The following is a 12,539-nucleotide window of genomic DNA, read 5'->3' as shown; positions in this document are numbered from 1 at the left end:
TTTCCAGAAACTGGTACGCATGCCGGCGATCACTTCTTGCCGACGATGATTTCGGATTCGGAAACCTCAAGATCCTTCTCGATGTTCAGCAGGATCTGCGGAGATTTCTTCTTCAGCATCAGCAGCCAGACCAGGCCCACCGCGAGATAGCCGATGAACAGGTAGGGCAGGATGTTGTACGGGTAGTCCGGCACCGGGTAGACGCTGCCGACGAACGCGCCGAGCATGGCCAGCGCGGCCACCACGCCGACGATGACGTCGACGGGCTTGAGTTCGCCCATTTTCTTGATGTAGATGGGCGCGGCCACGGAGATCATGAAATAGCCGAGCACGAAGCCGAAGGTCGCGATGGTGCCGAGAATGCCGAACGCGGTCAGGTAATCCATCTTCAGCATCAGCGTGGGCACGATGAAGGTCAGCACCGCGCTGATGGTCACCGCGATGTGCGGCGTGCGGTGCTTGGCATGCACGAAGCCCATCGAGCTATGCACGAACTGATAGCGACCCATGGAGAAGAGCAGACGCGAAGCGGCGTTGACCGAGGCCAGGGCGCAGGCGAAGGCGCTGATCGCGGCACCGATGTAGATGAAGGTGCCGAGCCAGGGCACGCCGGCGGCCGCGGCCAGGGTGTCGAGCGGGGCGCCGTCCTTGGCCAGCGCGCCGACGTTGTCGCCGAAACCGATCAGGATGATGTAGGTCACGATCACGAAGAAGGTGCCGACCATCAGGGTGCTGCTGAGGATCGCGCGCGGCACGGTCTTGAGCGGATTGCGCGTTTCCTGGCCCAGGCTGGCCGCGCTCTCGAAGCCGACGAAGGAGAAGATCGCGAACACCGCGGCCTGTGCCACGCTGCCGGCGCTCGAACCCTTCAGCGCGAGCTGATTGACGTCGACCAGGCTGCCGGTGTGCTTCATGACGATGGCGCCCAGCAGGAACAGGATGACGCAGATCGACAGGCCTTCCAGGGTCAGGCCCACGCGCGACGAGATCTTGATGTCGCGATAGGCCAGCAGCCATACCAGTGCGACCGTGACCGCGTAGACCAAAAGAGCCGGCAACTTGATGCCGACCGGTTGCAGCACGCTGTCGAGGAACACCTTGACGCCGACGGTGACCGCCATGGCCGTGCCCAGATAGGCCACGATGAGTCCCCAGCCGACGATGCCGCCGGTGATCGGCCCCAGGCTGCGCGAGATATAGACGAAGAAGGAACCGGCGGTGGCGTAACGACTGGCCAGTCGACTCAGGTTCCAGCCCACCAGCATCAGGCTGACCGTCGCCAGCGCGTACACCAGCCACGTCGCGTGGCCGGCCATGCCCACCACCACCGCGACGGCCAGTGCCGGCATGAAGGTCGGCGACACGTTGGCGATCGACTGACCGATGGTTTCCACGAAGGTCAGGTTGTCGGACTTCAGGCCGACGCCGGAACTTTGCCCGGCGCCACCCAGGCCGATATCACTTTGTACCTTGCTCATGCAATTACCCTCTGATAATGAGAAAAGCGAATAGACGAAAACCCCCACAGACCTGCAGGGCCAATACGTCGGAACGTCGTACCCCGCGCAGAACACAACCCCAGGATCCGTTGTAATTCCGGTTGTTACCCACTCGAACGACTCCTCATCGCTCCGCGGCCTCATGGACCGCCGTAATAAACACCCGCAAGTGGACGATGGTTGATGTGGACAGGTGTTTTCTCATTTGAGGTACCACCCCCATGCCCGGCCGCTTTCGTAGCGTGTTATTTGTTTGACTTCGAGATAGTTCTGCAGCCCCCAGCGGCCGAGCTCGCGGCCGATGCCGCTCAGCTTGAAGCCGCCCCACGGCGCCTGGGTGAAGGTCGGCTGAGAACAGTTGATCCACACGATGCCCGCGCGCAGCGCACGGCTGACGCGCTCGCAGCGCTCCAGGTCGGCGGACATCACCGCGGCGGCGAGGCCGAAGTCGCTGTCGTTGGCGAGCGCCAGCGCCTCGGCCTCGTCGCCGAAGGTCATCACCGCCAGCACCGGGCCGAAGATCTCCTCGCGCCAGATGCGCATCTCGCGATGCACGTCCACGAAGACCGTGGGCTCCAGAAAGTAGCCCTGATCCAGCCCCGTGGGTCGGCGGCCGCCGGTAAGCAGGGTCGCGCCCTCGGCCAGACCGATGTCGATGTAGCCGAGCACGCGCTGATACTGCGTCTCACTGACCAGCGGACCGAGCAGCGTGCCCGCTTCCTGGCCGTCGCCGACCTTGATCTCGCGTGCGGCCTCGCGCAGGCGCTCGAGCACCCGCGGCGCGATGTCCTCGTGCACCAGCAGGCGCGAAGTGGCGCTGCACACCTCGCCCTGGTTCCAGAAGATGCCGAACATGATCCATTCCACGGCCTTCTCGACGTCCGCGTCCTCGAACACGATGAAGGGTGACTTGCCGCCGAGTTCCAGGCTGACCGCCTTCACGTGCTGGGCCGCGGCGTGCATCACCTTGATGCCGGTGGGCACGCTGCCGGTGAACGCGAGCTTGTCGACGCCGGGGTGATCGGCGAGCGGCGCGCCGGCCTCGGGTCCCGTGCCGGTAAGCACGTTGAGCACCCCGGGCGGCAACCCGGCAGCCTCGGCCACGGCACCGTATTCCAGCGCGGTCAACGGGGTGTATTCGGAAGGCTTGAGCACGCAGGTGGCGCCCGCGGCAAGCGCCGGCGCGACCTTCCATGCCGCCATCAGCATGGGGTAGTTCCAGGGCACGATCAGCCCGGCCACGCCCACCGGCTCGTAGCACACGCTGCCGCGGAAACCGTCGGCGCCGAGTTCGAGCCGCTCGTTCTGGCGCTCGTCGAGTTCCTCGGCCAGGTCGGCGTAATAGTCGAAACAGCCGGCGACGTCGTCGATGTCCCACTGCGCCTCCGGCAGCGGCTTGCCGTTGTCCAGCACCTCCATGTACGCCAGCTCGTCGCGCCGCGCACGCACCTCGGCAGCCATCGCGCGCAGGTAGACGGCACGCTCGGCGCCCGTGGTGGTTCCCCAGGTCGCGAATGCGGCCCGGGCGGCGGCGACGGCGCGGTCCACGTCCTCCGCGGTGGCCGCGGCCACCTCATGGAACACACGCTCGGTGGCCGGATTGACCACCGGCAGGCGGCCGCCCGCCGCCGGCTCGACCCATTCGCCGTCGATGAACAAGCGGTCGCGGTAGCGGGGTTCGGGTTTCGATTCGGGTAGCGTGTTCATGGGTCTCCAGGAATGTGCTGGCGCTAGGGCCTGTTTACACGACTGAGCGACTGCTGCCGGAGCCGCGAGCGCGGTGTAGCCGGGCTACATAAGCGAGCGGCAACACCGCGAGACGCGAAAACTGGCCCGACCCTACGGGTTGCGGCTGAAAGGCCGCCACTCGGCGTTGCCCGTCGTTTATTTGGAATAACCAAACGGCACTCCTCGCGCCTTGATTGGCGCCTTTTCAGACACAACGGCATGCCGATCAATCATGTAAACAGGCCCTAGGCAAACAGCCGGCCTTGCAGATAGCGGTCGATCATGTCGCAGGTCTGCGGGGTGTATTCACGCCCGATCACGCGGGCAAGATCGGTTTCGCGATGCGAGCCCAGCCAGCCGGTCAGCAGCAGCCGGCGCATCATCACGAAGGTCGGAATCATGGCGATGTCCGCCTCGTCCAGCGGCGCCTGCCGTTCATAGCCGCGCACCCAGGCGTCGACCAGCGCGGGCACGTAGTCGCGGTGCTCGATGAAGCTGAGCGCGCTGCCGAGGTCGTACAGAAACCAGCCGTAGCCGCAGTCGTCGAAATCGATCACGCTCACCCTGCCCTCGTGCACCAGCAGGTTGGCCAGGCGCAGGTCGGCATGGATCAGGCCGAAGCGCTGCGCGTCGGCGCCGTAGGCTTCCAGGCGCGCGCGCACCTCGCGGATGCCGCGCTCAAGTTGCGCCGCGACCACCGCGGTCACGCCGATGCCCTGACGCGGCTCGCCCCAGATCGGGCGGCTGCCCAGGGTATGCTCGAAGTCCCACACCGGGCGTGCGAGCCGCGGCCGGCCGGCAGTCCAGCGCCGGCTGTGCGCATGCAGTTCCGCGGTGATGCCGCCGAGTTGCTCGAACGCGGCGGCGAGGTCGCCCGATTCGTCCGGTTCCTCGCCGTCGAGGAATTCGAACAGCACGCTGTGACGCGCCTCCGGCTGCCGGGTCGCAAACGGCTGCACCAGCGCGCCGTCCGCACCCGCGACCGGTGCCGCGGTGCGGATCGCGGTGTCGCGGCTGACCGCGGCCAGCCAGTCGAGCTCGATGGCGATGGCCTCCGCGCTGTGGTAGCCGAGGCGATGTACGCGCAGCACGTAGCGGCGACCGCCGGCCTGCAGCGCGTAGGTAGTGTTCTCGGAATGATTGAGCAGGGAAACCTGCGTGTCGTCGGGCAGCCCCCAGCGCCACAGGTTGCCGGCCACGGCCTCGCCGATCGCGCCCAGATCGCTATCGGATACGGTCGCGGCGTAGGCCATCGCCTCAGATCCCCGCCACCGCGCGCGCCTGGCGCAGGCTCAGACGCAGCGCCTCCAGCACCTCGTCGGCCAGCCCCTGGTCGATCAGCATGCCCGGCTTGAACTGCAGCACGCTGGGATCGAGGCCGGAGAAGATCGCCCACACGCCGTGCGCATAGAGCGCATTGCTGACGAATACCGCGCCCTGCGGATGGGCGAAGCGCAGCCCCATCACCAGACCCTGCTGGCGCACCTCGGCCAGGAAACCGTCGCTTTCCTCGTGCAGGATCGCGAGTTTCGCGGCGAAGTACGCGCTCATCGCCCGCACGTTCTCGACCACGGCCGGACGCGTGCTGATCTCGAGCACCTTGGAGGCGACCCGGCAACCCAGTTCCGAGCCGCCGAAGGTGGAGATGTGACCGAAACCGTCCTGTTCCATCCAGCCCGCGGCCGCATCGTTGACCAGTACCGCGCCGATCGGATACAGCCCGCCGCCCAGGCCCTTGGCGGTCACCAGGATGTCCGGCGTCACGCCGTAGGTGTCCACGCACCACAGTTCGCCGGTGCGGCCGAGCCCGGTCTGCACCTCGTCGGCCACGTACATCGCGCCGTGGCGGGCACACAGCTCGCGCACGCCCTGCAGATAGCCCGGCTCCGGCAGCGGGAAGCCGTAGGTCGCGGGAATGGTTTCGATGATCACCGCGGCCACGTCGTCGCCGGCCAGCGCACGCGCCATCGCATCGAGATCGTTGAACGGTATCTTGACGAATTCGCCGGCGGCGCCGTTGGACAGAAACAGCTCGGAAAAACGCGGATCGCCAGTCGCCACCGCGAGGCCGGTGTGCCCGTGGTAGCACTTCTCCAGCGATACGATCTTGCGTCGCCCGGTGGCGTAACGCGCCGACTTCAGCGCGATGTCGATCGCCTCGCCGCCGCCGCTCGCATAGATCGCGTGATCGATGCCTTCAGGCGCCAGCGCCGCCAGCTGTTCGGCCAGTTCGGCGCGCGCGATCGACGGGAAATGATGGTTGCCGATGTCGTATTCCTGCAGGGAATCGATCAGCGTCTGCACCAGTTCGGGATTGCGGTGACCCAGGTTGTAGGTCCCCCCGTTGAGATGCATGTCGATCAGGCGCTTGCCGTCCATGTCGTAGAGGCAATAGCCCTCGCGCTTGCCGATCACGAGATCGATGCCGACGGACTGCCAGAAGCGCGTCTTGCCGGGATTCCAGAAGCGGATCGACTTGTCGAGCGTGTCCTGCTTGCGCGTGCTGCGCTCGGTCGCCTGACCGAGCTGGGCCACGCTGGCGGCGAGTCCGGTCTCAAGCATGGGCCGGCCCCTTCATCCCGCGATGACCGGTCGCGAACTTACGCATCGACCGCCCCCAGGGTTTCCGGCAGGATCTGACCGCCGTCGACCACCAGCGACTGCCCGGTGACGTAGCCGGCGTTCTCCTGTGCGAAGAACAGCGCCGCGTGACCGATGTCCTCGACGTCGCCGAGACGCTTCATGGGAATCGAGGCACGCATGCTTTCGAGGTATTCCTCGCCCATGCCTGCCAGTCCCTCGGTGTAGATGTTGCCCGGGAGCACCGCGTTGACCGTGATGCCGTCGCGTGCCAGCTCGATGGCGGCGGTGCGCATGAAACCGAGCTGCGCCGCTTTGGTCCCACCGTAGTGCGACCAGCCGGGATAGCCCGTGATCGGTCCGGTGATCGACGAGGTGATGACGATGCGGCCGGCCGGGCTACGGCGCAGCGGTTCGAGTGCGGCCTGGATGCTGAACAGCATGCCCTTGACGTTGACGTCGAAGATCGCGTCCCAGTCGTCCTCGCTCATCGCGTCGAGCTTGGCCGATGGGAACATGCCGGCGTTGGCGCAGAGCACGTCGAGACCGCCGAAATGCTCCACCGTGGCGGCGACGACCTCCTGCATGGACGATTTCAGGGTCACGTCGCCGGGCACGAACAGCACCTTGCCGCCGCCCAGGGCGCGCAACTCGCCCTCCGCCTTGGCGCCCTGCTCGGCGTCGCGGGCGCTGATCGCCACGTTGTACCCGTTTTTCGCGAACACGCTCGCGATGCCCTTGCCGATGCCGAGGCTGCCCCCCGTCACCAGTACCGTGCGACTGCGCATGCCGTTCTCCCAGAGGATCGTGGATTCACAAGCCGGCCGTCACGCATTGCCACGCGACCCGCCGCCCCTTCCAGAACGCCGCTCTTCGGGCCGGCTTTCTGGTCTATACCAGACCATCTAGGAAAAAACGTGCCACCCTCGGTATTGAAGATTTTTTTAATTAGATATCATCTAGTTAATTGAAATAATATCCATGGACCAAACACGGATAGCAGACAGCCGAGCGCACATTTTGTGTGCGCGACATCGCAAATGCGCACACAAATGCACCGCTGGCAGTGGGATCAGGCTGTGGAGGTGAGGCGGATTTCGATGGCGCCCGGCAGCCAGCACTCCACGTCGAACTCGATCAAGGCTTCGCCGGAGTAGCGGGCGCGTTCGATGGACAGGCAGTGGGTCGCCGGAGCGACGCCGAGGGCGGCCGCCTGGGTCGCGTCGAGCAGGGTCGAACGGACCTGGGTTTCCTCGCGGTCGATGTCGATGCCGTAGCCGTCCTTGAGCAGCGCGGTGACCGAATCGGCGAGGTTGCGGCCCAGCACGCCGGGCAGCACTTCGGCGGCGAGGTAGATGGTTTCTGACATCACCGCACGCCCGTCCAGGAAACGCACGCGGCGCAATCGGCAGACCGATGACCCCAGCCTATCGCGTGCCGCTGTGGGCACTTCGCGCAGGCGTACGCGGCCGCTTTCGAGCAGACGGATTTCGGGCCGCCGGCCCTGGGCCTCGGCCATCGCCTTGTAGTTGGCGCGGCGTTCGAGGTCGTAGACGAAGCGCGGCGGGCTGACGAACCAGCCGCGCCGGCTGACCCCGTAGATCAGGCCGTCGGCCTCCAGCTTGAGCAGCGCCGCGCGCAGGGTCTGGCGCGAAACCTTCACCGTTTCGCTCAGCTGGCGCTCCGAAATGAGTTGCTCGCCGGGTTTGAGCTGCCCGTCGCCGATCTGTGCGGCGATGTAGTCTGCAGCCTCCTGATAGCCTGACATCCTTCTGCTCCCCAAGGACACGCCGATTAAATGGCTGCGCGCGCGATCTGCTGCGTTGCGCGCTGCTCGCTCCCTCGCCTATCCATTCGATATGTCTCGATCGCTGGGCCGCGTGCGCCTTGCATCTCATCCCGCTCGCTCATTTAATCGGCGTGTCTCTACGCTCGACGATGGAATCGGCGAGGTCGGCGCTGCCCGGACGGATGTGCGATCAGGCGCTCGCGGCGCATCATCGCACACCCCCGCATGGCTGCGGCAGCTCAGCGTGCCGCACGCGCGAACCTCAGAAACAGTTGCGTCAGGCGCTCCGGCAAGGCCTCCATCCGGTCCAGCACCAGAAAATGGGCAGCTCCGAAGATGCGTTCGACATAGGCGTCGGCGCGCGGATCGAGGCTCACGCAGAAGGTCTGCACCCCTCGCGCACGCGCCTCCAGTACGGCCCGGCGCGCGTCATGCACCAAATGCGCCTCGTCGAACACATCGATGTCCGAGGGTTCGCCGTCGGTCACCACCATTAGCACCCGGCGGTGCGCCGCCTCCCGCGCCAGCTCGTCGGCGGCATGGCGGATCGCCGCACCCATGCGTGTCGAGCCGCCGCCTTCGAGCGCGCACAGCCGGCCGCGCACGCGCTCGCCGAAGCCCTCGGCGAAACCCTTGACCCGCACGTAGTCGATCTCGTGACGCCCGTTGGAGCGGAAGCCGGCGATCGCCAGCGCGTGGCCCAGACCGCTCATCACCTGACCCAGCAGCAGCGCTGCCTCGCGCGCGAGTTCGAGCACGCTGCGGCCGCTCGCCGGGTCCGCGGCATTGACCGATTCCGACAGATCCAGCAACAGGGTCGCGGTGAAGGCCGGATCGTGCAGCGTCTGCCGGCGTTCGTACACGAAGGCGTCCGGCACCTCGCCGTTGCGGATATCGGCAAGAATGCGGATGGCGGCATCGAGATCGAGATCGTCGCCGCTTTCCTGCGCGCGCAGGCGTACCACCCGGCGCGCGCGCAGCGCACCGACCACGCCGCGCAGGCGGCGCAGCAGCGGTGCGCGCGCCGCGAGCAGCCGTTCGGCCGCCTCGGCGTCCCCCACCGCGGCCGCACGCTCGCGCAGGGTGCACCAGTCCGGGCGCGCAAGGCCCAGATGTTCGAACCACTCGGGATAGCGCACGGCCGCGGATTCGGCTTCCGCCTCCGCACTGACCTTGAAGGACAGCCGGGCTCGCTCCGGATCGACCTCGACGCGGTAGCCAGCGCCCGCGTCGCCGCCCGTCTCACCGTTCTCGGCAAAGGCGAAGCGCCTGCCCTGTTCGGACTCTTCCAGAAACGCCTCGGGGTGCGTCGCCTGCGGCTCCTGCGGCGCCGCCTCCTCGGTCTCGCCGGACAGCATCTCGCGCACCTCGCGCCAGAGATGGCGGTTGTCGTCGCGGTAGCTCGCCAGCGGCGGCGGTGCACCGCTCTCGTCCATGGACAGGCGCATCTGGCCGAGATCGTGCGCGAGCCGAAGCCCGATCTCGCGCGAGACCGCCGGTTCGTGCAGGCGGGGCAGACGTTCCAGGAACAGGGACACCCCCTTGTCCACCCAGTAATCGTCGCGGTAGGCCGCGTGCGGCGCCGCCAGCGCCCGCGCCAGCTGACCGATCAGACGCGCGAAGGGCATGCCGTCGTCGGTGAACGGCGGATGCAGCGCCAGCCAATAGGCACGCAGGCGCGGGAAGCGCGCCGCAGCCAGCCACTCCACCCGCGCATCCTCGATCAGCTCGACCAGCAGACGTTGGCGCGGCTTGAGCGCTTCGGGATCGAATGGGGTCGAATAGAGCGCATGGGCGGCGGCATGCACCGCCGCAGCGCGATAGTGGGTGATGGCCGGCAACCCGCCGGCCGGACGCATGCGCGCCGGCAGCAGGATGGTCCGCTCGCGCAGGATCGGCCGCGTCGCGTCCTGGTCGTCGGGCAAGGCCTCGACCTCGAAACCCTGCCCCCACAATGCGGTGAGATAAAGCGTCAGTCGGCGACGCACGTCGGCGAGGGCGACGGCGTCCCCGTTTTCTCCCGCCGCCACGGCGGGCACCTCGTCATGTCTACGGGCCAACATGCGCACTCCCTGCCCGTGCGGCGGGGCGCGTTCGCGCACCCCGCCGCCGGAGCCCAAGCGGAACGGCCCGCAGGCCGCTCATGGCACGCCTACTTGTGACCGCCCGGGGTGGCCTCGTTGGGAATGCCCGGAATCGGGCACTCGGCGGTGCCGGGGGTCGCGCGGGTGATCTTCTCCACGTTCTCGCGAGCCTGGGCCGGATCGGTGATCCAGGTCTTGTAGAACTCGTAGGGGCATTCCAGGGCGCCGTTGACGTCGTCGCCGGAGTTGATCATGCCGGTGTAGCCGCGGTGCAGCAGCTTGTACAGGTGGTTCTCGGACTGGCCGTGCTTGCGCGCATCGCGGATCTGCGAGACGGACAGCTCGGCGTACTGGATGCCATATTCCTCCTCGCCGCATTCGCCGAGGGTGCGGCCGTCGAAGCCGACGATGGCCGAGTGGCCGAAGTAGGAGTACACGCCGTCGAAGCCGGTGGCATTGGCCACGGCGACGTAGCTGTTGTTCATCCAGGCCATCGCCTTGGCGACCACCACCTGCTGGTCCTTGGACGGATACATGTAGCCCTGACAGCGCACGATCAGCTCGGCGCCCTTCATCGCGCAGTCGCGCCAGATTTCGGGGTAGTTGCCGTCGTCACAGATGATCAGGCTCACCATCAGACCCTTCGGCCCTTCGGTGACATAGGTCTTGCCGCCCGGATACCAGCCCTCGATGGGGCACCAGGGCATGATCTTGCGATACTTCTGCACGATCTCGCCCTGATCGTTGATCAGGATCAGGGTGTTGTACGGCGCCTTGTTGGGATGCTCCTCGTGGCGCTCGCCGGTCAGCGAGAACACGCCCCAGGTCTTGGCCTTGCGGCAGGCCGCGGAGAAGATCTCCGTCTCGGCGCCCGGCACTTCGGAGGCGGTCTCGTACATCTCCTTGGCGTCGTACATGATCCCGTGGGTGCTGTACTCGGGGAAGATGACGAGGTCCATGCCGGGCAGGCCCTGCTTCATGCCCACCACCATGTCGGCGATCTTGCGGGCGTTCTCCAGCACCTCGGCCTTGGTGTGCAGGCGCGGCATCTTGTAGTTCACGACGGCGACGCCGACGGTATCCGCGCTGGACGAAATGTCTCCATGTCTCATGGGTGAAAACTCTCCGGATCAGTGTTGAATCCCCGTTCGGGGGACTGGCCGGCGACCGCGGGAAGCGGCCGCCGGGTCAGCAATGCCGCCGCTAGTGCCCGAGCATCCACGGGCGGGCGGCGGAGGCAGCTGCGGTCTTGAGCGCGGGCTTGGCCGCGCCGGTACCGCAGGTATGCGAGCCGTGGCAGCCGCAGCTGCGCTTCGATGCCCGCCGCGGCTCGTGCGCGCTCTTCTCGCTGCGCGCATGGGCCTGACGCAGCGCGGACGGCATCAGCGCCAGCGCGGGCGCGGTAATCACCCGCGGGGCATCCTCGCCGCACGCCGGACAGGCCGCGGGCGCCGACGCGTGCGCGATGGGCGCGAACGCCGAGAAATCCCCGCAGCCGGGGCACGCGTAGTCGTACAGAGGCATCGTCGCGACCTCCCTCAGCTGGTGGAGGCCAGGCTGACGCCCGGATCGACCAGCAGCTTCGGTCCTTCGGCGTCGGGGTTGATGTCGAAGTCGAAGATCCCGGTCGGCAGCCACAGCGTGGCGCAGGCGTTGGGAATGTCGACGATGCCGCTGATGTGGCCCTGCACCGGCGCGGTGCCCAGGATCGCGTAAGCCTGCTCGCCGGAGTAGCCGAACTTCTTCATGTATTCGATGGCGTTGAGGCAGGCCTGCTTGTAGGACACGTGCGCGTCGAGGTAGTACTGCTTGCCCTTCTCGTCGACGGAAATGCCCTCGAAGATCAGGTAGTCCTCGTACTTGGGCGACAGCGGGCTCGGCTTGAACACCGGGTTCTTGATGCCGTACTTGGCCACGCCGCCCTTGATCAGGCTGACGCGCAAATCGAGGTAGCCGGCCATCTCGATGGCGCCGCAGAAGGAGATCTCGCCGTCACCCTGGGAGAAGTGGATGTCGCCCATGGACAGCCCGGCCCCGTCCACGTAGACGGGGAAATAGACCTTGGAGCCCTTGGTCAGATCCTTGATGTCGCAGTTGCCGCCGTGCTCGCGGGGCGGCACGGTGCGCGCGCCCTCCTTGGCCGCCTTGGCCGCCGCGTCGCCGGTCAGGCGTCCCATCAGCGCGGTGTCCTCGTAGGGCAGTGCGGCCAGCGGCGGCACGCGCTCGGGGTCGGTGGCGACCAGTTCGGCCTCGCGCTTATTCCACTCGGCGAGCAGCTCGTGCGAGGGCAGGCAGCCGATCAGGCCGGGATGCATCACGCCGGCGAACTGCACGTTCGGGATGTGGCGCGAGGAGGTGTAGATGCCGTGGAAGTCCCAACAGGACTTCTTCGCCTCGGGGAAGTGGTCGGTCAGGAAGCCGCCGCCGTTCTCGAAGGCGAACAGGCCGTTGAAGCCCCAGGCCGAGTCGGGCAGCACGCCGACGTCGAGAATGTCGACCACCAGCAGGTCGCCGGGCTCGGCGCCCTCGACCCCGACCGGGCCGCTGAGGTAGTGAACCTTGGTGAGATCGACGTCGCGCACGTCGTTGGCACTGTCGTTGTTGCCGATCTGGCCGCCGGTCCAGTCGATGCATTCGATGCGGAATTCGGCGCCGGGCTTGACCATGGCCACCATCGGGATGTCCGGGTGCCAGCGGTTGTGCAGGACGTCGGCCTGCTCCTCGGGGGATTTGTTTATATCTACCTTGATCAGGGTTTCCATCTCAGATACTCCCTAGATGCAGCGGATTTCAGAGGAGATGCGGCGCTCCGGCCGCGCGTGCCGCCCCAGGGCGGGACGGCGCGCGTTCTCGTCGCAG

At 66.8% G+C, this 12,539-nt stretch carries 10 protein-coding genes; all 10 read right to left on the bottom strand.

Features of this window, described 5'->3' with window-relative positions:
* Positions 1-29 precede the first annotated feature (29 nt).
* Positions 30-1,478, bottom strand: coding sequence for an APC family permease (locus tag THPRO_RS15220; RefSeq protein ID WP_052064498.1), 1,449 nt, complete (start codon positions 1,476-1,478; stop codon positions 30-32).
* A gap of 222 nt (positions 1,479-1,700) precedes the next feature.
* On the bottom strand, positions 1,701-3,206 hold the full coding sequence (locus THPRO_RS15215) for an aldehyde dehydrogenase family protein (protein ID WP_065089833.1): 1,506 nt from the start codon (positions 3,204-3,206) through the stop codon (positions 1,701-1,703).
* 266 nt (positions 3,207-3,472) lie between these two features.
* Positions 3,473-4,480, bottom strand: a complete 1,008-nt coding sequence (locus tag THPRO_RS15210; protein ID WP_038091218.1) for a phosphotransferase enzyme family protein — start codon at positions 4,478-4,480, stop codon at positions 3,473-3,475.
* 4 nt (positions 4,481-4,484) lie between these two features.
* Positions 4,485-5,789: a class-III pyridoxal-phosphate-dependent aminotransferase gene (locus tag THPRO_RS15205; RefSeq protein ID WP_082954688.1), complete on the bottom strand. Its 1,305-nt coding sequence runs from the start codon at positions 5,787-5,789 to the stop codon at positions 4,485-4,487.
* A 38-nt stretch (positions 5,790-5,827) separates the two neighbouring features.
* On the bottom strand, positions 5,828-6,595 hold the full coding sequence (gene fabG / locus THPRO_RS15200) for a 3-oxoacyl-ACP reductase FabG (protein ID WP_038091217.1): 768 nt from the start codon (positions 6,593-6,595) through the stop codon (positions 5,828-5,830).
* Positions 6,596-6,879: 284 nt separating this feature from the next.
* Positions 6,880-7,575, bottom strand: coding sequence for a GntR family transcriptional regulator (locus tag THPRO_RS15195; protein ID WP_052064497.1), 696 nt, complete (start codon positions 7,573-7,575; stop codon positions 6,880-6,882).
* Between the two features lie 260 nt (positions 7,576-7,835).
* Positions 7,836-9,659 carry a nitric oxide reductase activation protein NorD gene (locus THPRO_RS15190; RefSeq protein ID WP_145930885.1) on the bottom strand — a complete coding sequence of 608 codons (1,824 nt, stop codon included), beginning with the start codon at positions 9,657-9,659 and terminating at the stop codon, positions 7,836-7,838.
* Positions 9,660-9,748: 89 nt separating this feature from the next.
* Positions 9,749-10,792, bottom strand: coding sequence for an aliphatic amidase (locus THPRO_RS15185; protein ID WP_065089831.1), 1,044 nt, complete (start codon positions 10,790-10,792; stop codon positions 9,749-9,751).
* Between the two features lie 91 nt (positions 10,793-10,883).
* Entirely contained in the window at positions 10,884-11,204 is a 321-nt protein-coding gene (locus THPRO_RS15180) for an FmdB family zinc ribbon protein (protein WP_038091214.1), read from the bottom strand.
* A 14-nt stretch (positions 11,205-11,218) separates the two neighbouring features.
* Entirely contained in the window at positions 11,219-12,442 is a 1,224-nt protein-coding gene (fmdA, locus tag THPRO_RS15175) for a formamidase (RefSeq protein WP_038091213.1), read from the bottom strand.
* Positions 12,443-12,539 lie beyond the last annotated feature (97 nt).

Source organism: Acidihalobacter prosperus (assembly GCF_000754095.2).
GTDB classification, from domain to species: Bacteria; Pseudomonadota; Gammaproteobacteria; order DSM-5130; family Acidihalobacteraceae; genus Acidihalobacter; species Acidihalobacter prosperus.
Note: the sequence above shows the minus strand (reverse complement) of the source record. Positions and strands in the feature narration are given on the sequence as shown.